The sequence below is a fragment of the Geodermatophilus poikilotrophus genome, from assembly GCF_900111455.1.
Taxonomy (GTDB): domain Bacteria; phylum Actinomycetota; class Actinomycetes; order Mycobacteriales; family Geodermatophilaceae; genus Geodermatophilus; species Geodermatophilus poikilotrophus.
This window is the reverse complement of record NZ_FOIE01000001.1, coordinates 778,093-792,069: the sequence shown is the minus strand read 5'-3', so window position 1 is coordinate 792,069 and position 13,977 is coordinate 778,093. Positions and strand designations below refer to the sequence as shown.

The 13,977-nt window shown below is 73.8% G+C and carries 12 protein-coding genes and 1 pseudogene; 3 read left to right on the top strand and 10 right to left on the bottom strand.

What is annotated here, in order from left to right; all coding sequences use genetic code 11:
• The first annotated feature begins 111 nt into the window (after nucleotides 1-111).
• Nucleotides 112-1,572, top strand: coding sequence for a benzaldehyde dehydrogenase (locus BMW27_RS03620; RefSeq protein ID WP_091439168.1), 1,461 nt, complete (start codon nucleotides 112-114; stop codon nucleotides 1,570-1,572).
• A gap of 43 nt (nucleotides 1,573-1,615) precedes the next feature.
• On the opposite strand, the gene BMW27_RS03615 is transcribed toward BMW27_RS03620, so the two are convergent.
• The 5 genes from BMW27_RS03615 to BMW27_RS03590 all read right to left on the bottom strand — a co-directional run bounded on the left by BMW27_RS03615 (nucleotide 1,616) and on the right by BMW27_RS03590 (nucleotide 6,676).
• Nucleotides 1,616-2,272, bottom strand: a complete 657-nt coding sequence (locus BMW27_RS03615; protein ID WP_091439165.1) for a hypothetical protein — start codon at nucleotides 2,270-2,272, stop codon at nucleotides 1,616-1,618.
• Between the two features lie 190 nt (nucleotides 2,273-2,462).
• Nucleotides 2,463-3,292, bottom strand: a protein-coding gene (locus tag BMW27_RS03610) for an IS5 family transposase (protein ID WP_091439162.1) whose coding sequence is annotated in 2 segments (ribosomal slippage) — nucleotides 2,463-2,935 and nucleotides 2,935-3,292 — 831 coding nt in all. Because the reading frame shifts where the segments join, the coding sequence is not laid out codon by codon here.
• Nucleotides 3,293-3,751: 459 nt separating this feature from the next.
• Nucleotides 3,752-4,996 (bottom strand): MFS transporter, encoded by a 1,245-nt coding sequence (locus tag BMW27_RS03600; protein WP_091439156.1) that lies wholly within the window; start codon nucleotides 4,994-4,996, stop codon nucleotides 3,752-3,754.
• 79 nt (nucleotides 4,997-5,075) lie between these two features.
• Nucleotides 5,076-6,038 carry a DMT family transporter gene (locus BMW27_RS03595; protein ID WP_217638029.1) on the bottom strand — a complete coding sequence of 321 codons (963 nt, stop codon included), beginning with the start codon at nucleotides 6,036-6,038 and terminating at the stop codon, nucleotides 5,076-5,078.
• Complete coding sequence (locus tag BMW27_RS03590; protein WP_217638028.1) at nucleotides 6,035-6,676, bottom strand: TetR/AcrR family transcriptional regulator; 642 nt, start codon at nucleotides 6,674-6,676, stop codon at nucleotides 6,035-6,037. Before BMW27_RS03590 ends, BMW27_RS03595 begins: the two co-directional genes overlap by 4 nt.
• Nucleotides 6,677-6,729: 53 nt before the next feature.
• Between BMW27_RS03590 and BMW27_RS24545 the strand changes: the two are divergent.
• Nucleotides 6,730-7,745, top strand: a pseudogene (locus BMW27_RS24545) (proline racemase family protein).
• A gap of 139 nt (nucleotides 7,746-7,884) precedes the next feature.
• Here BMW27_RS24545 and BMW27_RS03580 read toward each other — a convergent pair.
• From BMW27_RS03580 to BMW27_RS03565, 4 genes are read right to left on the bottom strand one after another with little or no spacing between them, the layout of a single operon-like run.
• Entirely contained in the window at nucleotides 7,885-8,736 is an 852-nt protein-coding gene (locus tag BMW27_RS03580; protein WP_091439149.1) for a 5-oxoprolinase subunit C family protein, read from the bottom strand.
• A complete protein-coding gene (locus tag BMW27_RS03575) occupies nucleotides 8,733-9,344 on the bottom strand; it encodes a 5-oxoprolinase subunit B family protein (protein ID WP_091439146.1) in 612 nt (203 codons plus the stop codon). The genes BMW27_RS03580 and BMW27_RS03575 overlap by 4 nt, the downstream gene beginning before the upstream one ends.
• Complete coding sequence (locus BMW27_RS03570; protein ID WP_091439143.1) at nucleotides 9,344-10,096, bottom strand: LamB/YcsF family protein; 753 nt, start codon at nucleotides 10,094-10,096, stop codon at nucleotides 9,344-9,346. Before BMW27_RS03570 ends, BMW27_RS03575 begins: the two co-directional genes overlap by 1 nt.
• Nucleotides 10,097-10,110: 14 nt before the next feature.
• The gene (locus tag BMW27_RS03565) at nucleotides 10,111-11,355 is read right to left on the bottom strand and encodes an NRAMP family divalent metal transporter (protein ID WP_091439139.1); all 1,245 of its coding nucleotides are present in this window, start codon (nucleotides 11,353-11,355) and stop codon (nucleotides 10,111-10,113) included.
• Between the two features lie 196 nt (nucleotides 11,356-11,551).
• Between BMW27_RS03565 and BMW27_RS03560 the strand changes: the two genes are divergently transcribed.
• Nucleotides 11,552-12,340, top strand: coding sequence for a putative hydro-lyase (locus BMW27_RS03560; RefSeq protein WP_175486334.1), 789 nt, complete (start codon nucleotides 11,552-11,554; stop codon nucleotides 12,338-12,340).
• Between the two features lie 89 nt (nucleotides 12,341-12,429).
• Here the strand turns inward: BMW27_RS03560 and argG are convergent, their stop codons facing one another.
• Nucleotides 12,430-13,878: an argininosuccinate synthase gene (gene argG / locus BMW27_RS03555; RefSeq protein WP_091439133.1), complete on the bottom strand. Its 1,449-nt coding sequence runs from the start codon at nucleotides 13,876-13,878 to the stop codon at nucleotides 12,430-12,432.
• Nucleotides 13,879-13,977: the final 99 nt, after the last annotated feature.

Below are 13,977 nucleotides of genomic sequence, written 5' to 3'. Positions count from 1 at the left end.
GACCCCTCCTGCTCCCGGCCGATGCATCGGCTGCCGTCCCACCTACCCTGCCGGGAGGCGGCTCCCAGGGCGACTCCGGGACCCACCGCCCGGACGAGAGGACGGACAGGGATGGCACTGCTGGACGACGGCGCGTGGCGGGGGAAGCTCTGGACCGGCGCGTGGACCGACGGGTCCGGCGGCACCTACGACGTGGTCGAGCCCGCGACCGGGGACGTCGTCGGCGCGGTCGGGAAGGCCACCCCGGAGGACGTCGTCGCCGCGGCGGACCGGGCGGCCGAGGCCCAGCGGGCGTGGGCGGCCGCCCCGTTCGAGGACCGGGCGCGGGTGCTGCGCCGCGCCGGTGAGGTGCTGGAGGCCGACGCCGACGAGATCAGGGGCTGGCTGGCCCGGGAGACCGGCGCGGTCCAGCCCTTCGGCGACTTCCAGGTGCACACCACCGCCGCCGAGTGCTACGAGGCGTCGGCGCTGCCCAGCCACCCGTACGGGGAGCTGCTGCGCACCGGGGCGCCCCGGTTGTCCTTCGCCCGCCGGGTGCCGGCTGGCGTGGTCGGCGTCATCGCGCCGTTCAACGTGCCGACCATCCTGGCGATCCGGGCGATCGCCCCGGCGCTGGCGCTCGGCAACGCCGTCGTCCTCAAGCCCGACCCGCGCACCGCGGTCTCCGGCGGCGTGCTGTTCGCCCGTGTCTTCGAGGAGGCCGGGCTGCCGGCGGGGGTGTTCCAGGTGCTGCCCGGCGGCGCGGACGTCGGTGAGGCCCTGGTGACCGCTCCGCCGGTGCGGGTGATCGCCTTCACCGGCTCGACCAGGGCCGGTCGCGCGGTCGGCGCGCTGGCCGGCCGGCACCTCAAGCGCGCGCACCTGGAGCTCGGCGGCAACTCCGCGCTCATCGTGCTGCCCGACGTCGACGTGACCGCGGCGGCCTCGGTGGGCGCGTGGGGCACCTTCGCCCACCAGGGTCAGATCTGCATGGCCACCAGCCGGCACCTGGTGCACGAGTCGATCGCCGAGGAGTACACCGCCGTCCTCACCGAGAAGGTGGCGGAGCTGCCGGTGGGCGACCCCTTCCGCGAGCAGGTCGCGCTCGGCCCGCTGATCGACGCCGGCCAGCGCGACCGGGTGCACGGTCTGGTCACGAGCAGCGTCGAGGGCGGGGCGACGCTGCGCACCGGCGGCACCTTCGAGGGGCTGTTCTACCGGCCTACCGTGCTCGGCGACGTGCCGGTCGAGGCGCCCGCCTACCGGGAGGAGATCTTCGGCCCGGTCGCGCCGGTGACCCCGTTCCGGAGCCTCGACGAGGTGGCGGAGCTGGCCCGCGGCACCGAGTACGGGTTGTCCCTGGGCATCCTCACCCGTGACGTGTACGCCGGCCTGCAGCTGGCCGAGCGCATCCCGTCGGGCCTGGTGCACATCAACGACCAGACCGTGAACGACGAGGCCGTGGCCCCCTTCGGCGGGGTCGGGGCGTCGGGCACCGGCTCCCGCCACGGCGGTCCGCAGGCCAACGTCGAGGCGTTCACCGAGACCCAGTGGGTCACGCTGCGCGGCGACCTGCCCGCCTACCCCTTCTAGGACATCGAGCGAGTGGCAAGCCTAGGCCGGACCCCTCTCGCCTTCAATCCTCATAATCCCAGACCGTGCTCGCTGCGATCAAGCCGATAAGCGCGGACGCTATCAGCAGCGTCGAGAGGCACAGTGCAAGCCACAATGTAATACTTGCAGTGCCCGCCCTGAGGAAGAGCCGCCAGAAAAGGAGCACCTCGTAGAAGACTGGTGCGATGACGAGGACGAATGTTCGCGCACCAGCTGCGAGATCTACGTACTTGTGTAATTTAGCCTTCTTTCCGAAGCCGAAGCGAAGCCGATCCCCAGCGAAGAAGGTCATGTTGGAGGGGTAGAGCAGCCGCCCCAAGCGGGCCTGCCAAAGTGCGGGCTGTCGTGTGATGAGTATGCTCTTGAACGCAGTCTCGTTCATCGACGACTCCGCAGCTAGGAACATGAGACTCGAGTACAGGTACGCAATCACTACAGGAAGTATGGCGTATAAGATTGCGAGGTCTGTGATTCTGACTCCCGCAACCGCTACTTCGGAAGTCGCCCCACGGATGACAAGTTCCGACACGCCGCACGCCAACACTAACAGAACGGTAGTTCTGTTGATACTTTTCTCGCAGTCGCGCCAGTTGACTAGGAGCTCGGATAGAAAGGCGTGCTCGTAGGCCGCCGCCTGCTCGCCCTCGAATGCCTTCCGCACAGCGTCATTAATCGCCACGGCCGTGCCCTCTCGGTCAGCGATGCAGAGGCCCTCGTGGTGGGTCGCAGTCGCAGGACACCACACGGTACGGACGGCGTTGCCTCCCCGATAGGCTACGCTGCACAATCGGCTGGAGGTCGGCTGAGGGGGCGTCGCCTGGGCAGGGGTAACCCTGCGCCCTTGGATAGGGCCCTTAGAAGGCGTTGCATTAGTTCGTCGGTAGGCGTCGCGCGCAGATCAAAGTGATCGCAAGCCGGGCCAGCGCGGTGATGGTGACGGCGGTGCGGTCGTAGCGCAGCGCCAGACGTTTGTAGGACAGCAGCCAGCCCAGCGTCCGCTCGACCACCCAGCGGTGCCGGCCCAGCCGGGCGCTGGAGTCGCGCCCGATGCGGGCAATGCGGGCGGTGATGCCGCGGCGGCGCAGGTAACGGCGCACCCGCGGGATGTCATAACCCCTGTCGCCGTGCAGCTTGACCGGTCGGCGGCGCGGGTGGCCGCGGCCGCCCCGCTTGATCGCTGGCATTGAGTCCAGGATCGGCTCGACGAACAGGCTGTCGTGCCGGTTCGCGGCCGACACCAGCACGTTCAGCGGCAGCCCGTGCGCGTCGACGAGCAGGTGGTACTTGCTGCCGGCCTTGCCCCGGTCGGTCGGATTGGGCCCAGTCAGCTCACCCCCCTTTTCGCCCGGACGCTGACGGAGTCCAGGCTGGCCCGCGACCAATCCAGTTCCCCCTGCTCACCGAGCCGGTCGAGCACCGCCTGGTGCACCCGGTCGAACACGCCGGCATCCGCCCACTCACGCATCCGCCGCCAGCAGGTCCACCCCGAGCCGTAGCCCAGCTCGGCGGGCAGCTTGGTCCAACCGATCCCGGTCGACAGCACGAAGGCGATGCCCTCGAGCACATCGCGGTCGCAGACCCGCGGGCGGCCGGTGCGGCCGTGCACCGCCAGCCTCTGCGGCGGGATCAACGGCTCGAACAGCGTCCACAGCTCATCGCCGATCAGCCGGGGCGGCGGGGAAGACGCCAGCGAGGACATGCTCGACAAGCTGCGCCGAACCGTCAGAGCGGAACAGGGCTCAAGGACCTACTTCTGCAACGTCTTCTTAGTGCGGGCAATGCCCCCTGACGGCTCGGCAGTGAATAACTGAGACCCCGGACACCTCGGGCTCCGGCGCCCACGACCCCTTCCGCGCGCCGGCTGGTCCGGCGGCGGGTCGAGGGTGTCCTCGGCCAGGCCGAGCACCAGCTCGGCCTGGTAGGCGGCCCTCCCCTCGCGGGTCAGCGCACCGACCGGCACCCGGCGCGTGGCCGGCGGCCGGTCGAGCAGCCGACCGACCAGCGCCGCCTCGATCGGCGTGCGCAGGGCACCGGCTCATGTAACGATTCGAACATATGTACGAGCGCGACAGTTTCAGGTCGCTGAAATGCAGATCTGGCGACCGGCCCACCGAATCTCCCGTAGACGGCGAGGGGCGCCCGGGTCGGGCAGGCGTGGTCAGCGGGAGGATCCGGCAGCGTGGGCGTCCGTCGTCGCCTCGGTCACCAGCCGCGGCCGGCCGGCGTGCAGCCCGGCCGCGAGCTGGAGGCCCTGCAGGACCAGCAGCACGGCCAGCCCCGCGCGCCACCCGCCCGTCGCGTCGTGCAGCAGGCCGACCGCCAGCGGCCCGGTGGCGGCCAGCAGGTACCCGACGCTCTGCGCGGCTGCCGACAGCCGGCCGGTCTGCGCGGCGTCCCGGGTGCGCACCAGCACGAGGGTCAGCGCCAGCGGGAACGCCGTCCCGGTGCCCAGGCCCCACAGCACTGCCCACACCGTGGGGGCGGCGGTGGGCGCGACGAGGAGGCCGAGGATGCCGACGGTCGACAGGAGGGTCGCGCCGGCCACCCACGCCACCTGGGACCGCTGCCGCGCGGCCAGCGGCGGGACGACGAGCGCGCAGGGTGCGCCGAACGCGGCTGCGGCGGCCACCAGGCCCCCGGCGGTGACCGCGGTCGTGCCGGCGTCGTCCTCGAGGACGTCGGCCATCCAGGTGAGCATCACGTAGAAGGCCAGCGACTGGAGGCCGAAGAACACCGTCACGGCCAGCGCCACGCGGTCCCGCAGGACGGCGACCACCGGCAGCCGGGCCGCCGGGGGACCGGCCGCGGGGCGGGCGCGCCGGGCGAGCAGCGCCATCGCCGGGATCGCCACCAGGACCGGCGCGAGCCACAGCGTGAGCCCGGCGACCGCGCTCCCGGTCACCGTGACCAGCGGCTGGGCCAGGCCCGCGCCCAGGCTGGCCGAGAACCCCATCGTCGCGGTCGTCGCGCCCAGCACCGGTGCCGCGCGGTCCCCGTAGACGGCCCGCGCGGCCGCGGGGACCAGCACGTTCCCCACCGCGATGCCGGCCGACAGCAGCACGGTGCCGGCGTACAGACCCCAGGTGCCGGCCGTGCGCAGGGCGATCCCGGCGGCGAGCACGACCAGGCCGGCCAGGACGGCCCGCTGGACGCCGAGCCGCGCGGCCAGCGCGGGCGCGAGGGGGGAGACCAGGCCGAAGCAGACCAGCGGGAGCGTGGGCAGCACCGACAGCGCCGCCTGCGCCAGGGACAGCTCGTCGCCCAGCTCGCCGAGCACCGGGCCGACGGCGGAGAACGGCGCGCGCAGGCACAGGGCGGCGAGGACCAGCGCGGCGGCGGGCGCGAGCACCGCCCACCACCGGGGCCGGGAGCCGGTCGGGGTCGCCGGGTCGGCGGTCTGCACGCGCGTTCCTCCAGGGGTCGTCGGGGACGGCTCATCGTCGCGCAGCGCCCGCCGGTCGCTCGAACCGTCCCCGAGGGGGCTACGCGACGACGTCGACCGCGCCTGACGGACTCGTCGGCCGACTGCTCGCCGCGCCGGTCCCCGGCCGGCGCGGACCCGCGGTCAGCAGCACCAGGCTGCCGAGCAGGATCGCCATGCCCAACCAGCCCAGGGCGGGCAGCCGTTCGTGCAGGACGAGGACGGCGATGACCGCGGCGACGGCGGGCTCGAGCAGGGAGAGGGTGGTGGCGGTGCTGGCGGGGACCGCGGCCAGGCCCCGGCCGAACAGCACGTACCCGAGGAACATCGGCACGGTGGCCAGGTAGGCCACGGCCGCGAAGTCGGACCAGTCCGCGACGATGGGTGCGCCGGTGAGCAGCAGGACCGGCAGCAGCAGCACCCCGCCGGCCCCGAAGACCGTGCCCATGACCGGGCGGGAGGGCAGTCCGCGGCGCATCACCCGTGCGGCGCCCCAGGAGTAGAGCGCGTAGGTCAGCCCGGCCAGCAGCCCCAGCGCGATGCCCAGCAGCGGCCTCGTGCCGGAGGTGCCGGCCGTCGGCCCGCCCGCGTCGGGGTGGGCGAGGGCCAGCGCGAGCACGCCGAGCACGCCGACGGTGGCACCGACCGCCCAGCGCCGGGACAGCGGCCGGCGGTCGACGACGCGCTCGACGAGGGCGGCCGCCATCGGCGCCGAGCCGATCGACACCACCGTGCCGACCGCCACCCCCGCCAGGCGCATGGACGTGTAGAAGGCCAGCGGGTACACCGCCACCGCGGCGGCGGACAGCGCCAGTGTCCGCCACTGCGCAGCCAGCCCGGCGCGGTGGGCGCGCATGACGCGGCCGGCGGACCCCGCCTGCAGCAGGCCGCCGACGCCCATCGCCGCCGCACCGACCGCCAGCGACCCGACCCCGGGCGCCAGCGCCGCCGCGGTGCCCGTCGTGCCCCAGAGCACGGCCGCGGCCAGCACGCACACGCTGCCGTACGTCGCGTCGTGCCTCACCGTGCGTGCCCGCGAGGGGCGGCGTCCACCAGCTGCAGCGCCAGCTCGCGGACGCGGTGCAACCGACGGGAGTCGCCCTCCAGTCCGGCCCGGGCCATCGCGCCCTCGAGCAGGAACGACAGCTGCTCGGCCAGATCGGCGGCCTGCTCGGCCGTCACCCCGTCCAGCTCGGCCAAGGAAGCGGCCAGCAGTGCCTCGACCTCCTCCTTGTGCCGGCGCACCAGCTGCCGCCCCGGCGCACCGGCGGGCAGCTCGGCCGCCGCGTTGAGCAGCCCGCAGCCGCGGAAGCCGTGTCGGTGGGCCAGCTCGGCGTGGTCGACGTAGGCGTCGAAGACCGCGGCGACCCGCTGCCGGGCGTCGGTCGCCGTTCCCAGCCGGCGGCGGTGGAGGCCCAGCCACTCCTCGTGCCGGGCCTCCAGGTACGCCAGGACCAGGTCGTCCTTGCCGGCGAAGTTGTTGTAGAGGCTCATCTTCGCCACCCCCGCCGCGGCGGTGATGGTGTCGATGCCAGTGCCGTTGACCCCGTGGTCGTAGAAGCACTCCGCTGCTGCAGCCAGCAGCCGCGCCCGCGCCGAGCCCCGGCCGGACCGCACCTGGGGCTCGGTCGCCACGGTCTGCGGGCCTCCATGATCGGGCACGGGAACTCCTCGGTCGGTAATAGGTAGACCAGTCTACACAGTATGGTGGCGCCATGCGGCCCCGGGCGATCAGCACCGTCGACCACCACACCGCCGGAGAGCCGTTCCGCATCGTTCCCGACCCGCCGGTGCCGATCCCCGGGACGACGGTGGCCGACCGCCGGGCCCGGGCGATCGAGGACCCCGAGGTCCAGGAGCTGCGGGCGGTGCTGTGCTCGGAGCCGCGCGGCCACGCGGACATGTACGGCGGCTTCGTCGTGCCACCAGACGACGCCGGGGCCCACCTCGGGGTGCTGTTCTGGCACAAGGACGGCTTCTCCACCGCCTGCGGCCACGGCACCATCGCGCTGGGCGTGTGGGCGGTGGACACCGGCCGGGGGGCCGCACCGGGGACCGGCAGTGTCGACGTGGTCGTCGACGTCCCCTCCGGCCGGGTGACCGCGCGGGTGCACCGGGAAGGCGGACGGACGGTGGCGGTCGACTTCGTCAACGTGCCGAGCTGGGTCGTCGCCCGGGAGGTGCCGGTGACCACCTCCCGGGGCGAGGTGACCGTGACCCTGGCCTACGGGGGGCGATCTACGCGACCCTGCCCGCCGCGCAGCTGGGCCTGTCGGTCACCCCGGAGCACCTGGGCGAGCTGATCACCCTCGGCCGGGAGGTCACGTGGGCGCTCGACGACAGCGAGCACGCCGCGCACCCGGACGACCCACGGCTGAACGGCGTCTACGGGACGATCTGGGTCGACGAGCTCGGCGACACCGACGGGCAGGTCCACCAGCGCAACGTGGCCGTCTTCGCCGACGGCGAGGTCGACCGCTCACCCTGCGGCTCGGGCACCTGCGCCCCGCTCGCGGTGCTCGCCGACGACGGCCGGCTACCGGCCGGCACCGTGCTGCGGCACGAGTCGATCGTCGGCAGCACCTCCACCGGCCGGGTGCTCGCGACCGTGGACGTCGACGGTCGTCCCGCGGTCCTCCCGCAGGTCACCGGGATGGCCTACCGCACCGGCGAGCACGTCTTCGTGGTCGACCCGCACGACCCGCTCGTCCCCGGGTTCGTGCTGCGGTGAGGTACCTCGACGCGGACGCCGTGGCCGCCCTCGGCCCGGCCGGCGCCGGTCCGCGACCTGGTGCCCGTGCGCGACGTCGTGACCGGTGCGGTCGCCCGGCCCGCCGACCGGCCCTGAGCGGAGTGACCGGGACGGCCGGTCAGCGGGGGACGACCGCGCCCCGGAAGCGGAGGGTCTGGCCCGGGCGGAGCTGGCCGCAGCGGTCGACGTCGGCGTCCTCCACGTAGCCGATGACCGGGTATCCACCGGTCACGGGGGCGTCGGCGAGGAAGAGCACCGGCTGCCCGGACGGGGGTACCTGCAGCGCGCCGCGCACCATGCCCTCGCTGGCCAGCTCTCCGGTGCGGGTCCGCTCCAGCGCGACCCCGGCCAGCCGCAGGCCGATCCGGTTGCTCTCGCCGGTCACCTCCCAGGAGGTGGTGGTGAGGGCGGTCGCGGCCTCGGCGGGGAACCAGTCGGCGCGCGGGCCGGGCAGCACGCGCACGGTCGCCTCGTCGCCGGGCGGGTCCGGCACCGGCGCGAGGTCGACCCCCGGCATCGGCGCGGTGGGCTCCCCGACCGGCAGCACGTCGCCGGGGGAGAGCACCGGCGGACCGAGCCCGGAGAGCAGGTCGGTCGAGCGGCTGCCGAGCACCGGCTCGACGGCGATCCCGCCGCGGACGGCGACGTAGGTGCGCAGCCCCGTGGGCGGCAGGCCGAGCCGCAGTTCCGCGCCCGCCCGGAGCGGCACCGGGGCGTTGTGCGCGACCGAGCACCGCGCTCCGGTCGTGGTCACCACCAGGTCCGCGCCGGCGCGCAGCACCAGCCCGCCCAGGGTCACCTCGAGCACCGCGGCGTCCGGGTCGTTGCCCACCAGCCGGTTGGCCAGCCGCGCGGCGGCGCGGTCGACGGCGCCGGACCGGCCGACGCCGAGCGCGCCCTGCCCGGGCCGGCCGCCGTCCTGCACGGTGGTCAGCGGCCCGGTCGCCAGGACCGTCAGCGTGCGGGTCACGTCGCGTCCACGAAGCGCACCCGCACACCGGGGCGCAGCAGCGCCGCCGGGTCCCGGCCGAGGTCGAAGACGGCGACGTCGGTGCGCCCGATCAGCTGCCATCCGCCCGGGGACTCCCGCGGGTAGACGCCGCTGAACTCCCCGGCAAGGGCCACCGACCCCGGCGGCACCTTCGTGCGCGGGGTGGGCCGACGGGGCACGTCCCACCCGCCGCCGTCCTGGGTGAGGTAGCCGAAACCCGGGGCGAAACCGCAGAAGGCGACCGTCCACTCGGCTCGCGTGTGCCGCTGCACCACCTCGGCCGGCTCGACCCCCAGGAGACCGGCGACGTCGGCGAGGTCGGCGCCGTCGTAGACGACCGGCAGCTCGACCAGCTCCTCCCGGCCGCTCCGGTCGGTGCGGGGCCGGGTCTGCCGCACCGCCCGCTCGACCGCGTCCAGCGAGGTCCGGGCCGGGTCGGTCACCAGCAGGACGGTGCGCGCGGCCGGGACGACGTCGACCACTCCCTCGACCGGCTCGGCCACCAGTGCGGCGTACAGGCCGAGGACCTCGTCGAGGCCGTCGAGCTCGACCAGGAGCGCGGTCGACCCGCTGGGCAGGACGCGCATCAGGGGGCGAACGGGGCCAGCGCGACCCCGGCCGCGGTGAGCGCCTCGCGCACCTGCCGGGCGATCTGCACCGCGCCCTCGGTGTCGCCGTGCACGCAGATCGACTCCGGGGACAGCCGCAGCAGGCCGCCCTCGACGTCGGTGACCGGCTCACCGGTGGCCATCGCGACGCAGCGGCGGGCGATCTCGTCGGCGTCGTGCAGCACCGCGCCGGGCAGCCGGCGGGAGACCAGCGTGCCCTGGGGGGTGTACTCGCGGTCGGCGAACGCCTCGGCCACCGTCGTCAGCCCGGCCTCGTCGGCCAGCCGCAGCCAGGCCGACCCGGGCAGCCCCAGCACCGGCAGGTCGCGGTCGTACGCGACCACCGCCTGCACCACCGCGGCCGCCTGCTCCTCGTGCGTGACGATCGTGTTGTAGAGCGCGCCGTGCGGTTTGACGTAGCGCACCCGGGAGCCGGCGACCTTGGCGAAGGCCTCCAGCGCGCCCAGCTGGTACAGCACGTCGGCGGTCAGCTCGGCGGGCTCGACGTCGACGAAGCGGCGGCCGAAGCCGGCCAGGTCGCGGTAGGACACCTGCGCGCCGACGGCGACCCCGGACTCCGCGGCCCGGGCGCACACCCGCCGCATGATCGACGGGTCGCCGGCGTGGAAGCCGCAGGCCACGTTGGCGCTGGTCACGACGTCCAGCAGCGCCTCGTCGTCCCCCAGCCGCCACTGGCCGAAGCCCTCGCCGAGGTCGGAGTTGAGGTCCATCCCGTCAGCCTCCCTCACGAGAACAGGGCGATCACCGGGCGGACCGAGTTGACCGCCAGGTAGATCGTCAGCAGCCACGCCACCCACCCGACGACGAGCAGCCAGCGGGGGTAGCGGTACCCGTGCATCAGGTCCGACCGGCGGGTGGCCACCCAGAGGATGACCGCGATGCCGATCGGCAGCAGCAGCCCGTTGAAGGCGCCGGCGAAGACCAGCAGCGTGGTCGGGGCGGCCCCGATGAGCAGGAAGGCCAGCGTGGTGACCGCGATGAAGCCGACCACCAGCATCGTGCGGGTGCGGTCGCTGGTGCGGGTCCGGGAGGTGATGAAGGAGACCGTCGTGTAGGAGGCGCCGATGACGCTGGTGATCGCCGCGGCCCAGAGCACGACGCCGAAGACCCGCAGCCCGACCTGGCCCGCCGCGGCCTGGAAGGCGTTGGCCGCCTGGTTCTCGGTGCCGAGGTCGGCGCCACCGGCCACCACACCGAGGATGGCGAGGAAGAGGACGACCCGCATGATCCCGGTGATCACGATCCCGGTGACCGAGCCGCGGGTGATGTCGCGGACGTGCTCCCGGCCGGTGACCCCGGAGTCGAGCAGCCGGTGCGCGCCCGCGTAGACGATGTAGCCGCCGATCGTGCCGCCGACCAGCGTGGTGATCGCCAGGAAGGAGACCTGCTCGGGGAGGACGACGTTGCGCAGCGCCTGGCCCACCGGCGGGCCCGAGGTGATCGCGATGTAGGCGGTCAGCAGGATCATCAGCAGGCCGAGGACGACGACGATGCGGTCGACCGCGACCCCCGCCCGGCGGCTGAGGAAGATGCCGATGGCGATGACGGCGGAGACGGCCCCGCCGATCCTCGGGTCCAGTCCGAGCATGGCGTCGGTACCGAGGCCCGCCCCGGCCACGTTGCCGATGTTGAACACCAGCCCGCCGATCAGCAGGAAGGCGGCCATCACCCAGCCGAGACCGGGGGCGACGAGGTTGCCCAGCTCCTGGGCCCGCCGGCCGCTGACGCCGATCACCCGCCACACGTTCAGCTGCAGCGCGATGTCGATGACGATCGAGACGGCGATCGCGAAGGCGAACGCGGCGCCCAGCTGGACGGTGAAGGTCGTCGTCTGGGTGATGAAGCCCGGTCCGATGGCCGAGGTGGCCATGAGGAACATCGCGCCGAGCAGGGTGGAGCGGGTGCCCGCGGCCATGCGGCCGCTGGTCGGGGCGGTGGTGGTGGGGGCGGGGTCGTGGCTCTGCGACATGGGCTTCTCCACGATGACGGGGGTCCGACGCTAGGGGCCCTTGCAGGTGGCGGCAACGCGAGGGCGGGCGGCGCTCCGGTGGGGTCGGCAGGGCAGTGAGCCGGGGGCAGCAGGAGGGCGACCTGCGGGGGAGCCGGACGGGAGCAGGCGGGAGACCATGGGCGCACGGCCACTCGCCACGACCGAGGAGGACCCCGTGACCGCCACGCTCCCCGCCGCCGACCCCGCGGTCGCCCGCGAGCACTACCGCGCCGGCCTGGCCGTCCCGTCGTCGGGCTGGGCGCCCGGCTACACCCAGGCCAACCTCGTCGTCGTCCCGCAGGACTGGGCCTACGACGTGCTGCTGTTCGGGTTGCGCAACCCGAAACCGGTGCCGCTGCTCGACGTGACCGACGCCGGGTCGTACCGCACGGTGCTGGCGCCGGACGCCGACTTGCGCACCGACCTGCCGCGCTACCGGGTGTGGCGGGACGGCGAGCTGGTCGACGAGCCGACCGACGTCGTCGACCTGTGGCGCGACGACCTGGTCGCCTTCCTCATCGGGTGCAGCTTCAGCTTCGAGACCGCGCTGCTGGACGCGGGCGTGCCGGTGCGCAACATCGAGCAGGGGCGCAACGTGTCGATGTACCGCACCGACCGGGCCTGCCGCCCCGCCGGCCGGCTGTCCGGGCCGCTGGTGGTGTCGATGCGGCCGGTGCCCGGCGAGCTGGTGGCCGCCGCGGTCCAGGTGACCGCCCGGATGCCGCAGGTGCACGGTGCGCCGGTGCACGTCGGCGTACCCGGGGCCCTGGGCATCGCGGACCTCGGTGCGCCGGACTTCGGCGACCCGGTCGAGCCCGCCGAGGGCGACGTCCCGGTGTTCTGGGCCTGCGGGGTGACCCCGCAGGCGGCGCTGATGGCCTCCCGGCCGCCGTTCGCGATCACCCACGCGCCCGGGCACATGTTCGTCACCGACGTCCCCGACGCGGTCTACCGCCAGTCCTGAGGCCAGGCCCGCCGACCTCGCTGCAGGACGCCGCCGGCCCCGTCCCGGGTCCCACCCTGAGCCTGCGAAGGGTGGGGAGGACGGGGTCCTCAATCCGTGCCGGACTCCATCGCGGCGCGGTCGAGCAGCTGCTCGTCGTCGGCCACCGTGCCGCGGGAGGCGATGGCCTCCGCACCGCCGGCGTCCATCGCGCCGATCAGGCCGGTCGAGGCCGCCTGGGCGACCCCGATCAGCCGCGGGTGCCCGCTGCCGACCATGCCGAGGGCCGCGTACTGCTCCAGCTTGGCCCGGGAGTCGGCGATGTCGAGGTTGCGCATGGTCAGCTGGCCGATCCGGTCCGACGGGCCGAAGGCGGAGTCCGCGGTCCGCTCCATCGACAGCTTGTCCGGGTGGTAGCTGAACGCCGGTCCGGTCGTGTCGAGGATCGAGTAGTCCTCGCCGCGCCGCAGCCGCAGCGTGACCTCGCCGGTGACCGCCGTCCCCACCCAGCGCTGCAGGGCCTCCCGCAGCATGAGCGCCTGCGGGTCCAGCCAGCGGCCCTCGTACATCAGCCGGCCGAGGCGCCGGCCCTCGCTGTGGTAGGTGGCGAGGGTGTCCTCGTTGTGGATGGCGTTGACCAGCCGCTCGTAGGCCGCGTGCAGCAGCGCCATGCCGGGGGCCTCGTAGATGCCGCGGCTCTTGGCCTCGATGACGCGGTTCTCGATCTGGTCGGACATGCCCAGCCCGTGCCGGCCGCCGATCGCGTTGGCCGCCAGCACCAGGTCGACGGCGGTGTCGAACGTCTTGCCGTCGATCGCCACCGGCCGGCCCTGCTCGAAGCCGATCGTCACGTCCTCGGGCTCGATGTCGACCGCCGGGTCCCAGAACCGCACACCCATGATCGGCTCGACGATCTCGACGCCGGTGTCGAGGTGCTCGAGGGACTTGGCCTCGTGGGTGGCACCCCAGATGTTGGCGTCGGTGGAGTAGGCCTTCTCCGCGCTGTCCCGGTAGGGCAGGCCGTGCGCGGTCAGCCACTCCGACATCTCCTTGCGGCCGCCGAGCTCGGTGACGAAGTCGGCGTCCAGCCACGGCTTGTAGACGCGCAGCGAGGGGTTGGCCAGCAGGCCGTACCGGTAGAACCGCTCGATGTCGTTGCCCTTGAACGTCGAGCCGTCGCCCCAGATCTGGACGTCGTCCTCGAGCATGGCGCGCACCAGCAGGGTGCCGGTGACCGCGCGGCCCAGCGGCGTGGTGTTGTAGTAGCTGCGCCCGCCGGAGCGGATGTGGAACGCCCCGCAGGTCAGGGCCGCCAGGCCCTCCTCGACCAGCGCCGCGCGGCCGTCGACCAGCCGGGCGACCTCCGCGCCGTAGGCCGTCGCGCGCCCGGGCACCGAGCTGATGTCGGGCTCGTCGTACTGGCCGATGTCGGCGGTGTAGGTGCAGGGAACCGCGCCCTTGTCACGCATCCACGCGACCGCCACGGAGGTGTCGAGACCGCCGGAGAAGGCGATCCCGACGCGTTCGCCGACGGGCAGGGACGTGAGCACCTTGGACACGCGAAGAAGTATGCACGACAGTGAATGGTCATGCGTCGGCGGGTCCGCGGTCGGGTCGAGTGGGCAGTTGCGGTCGCCGGGCCCGGCGCGTCATCACGT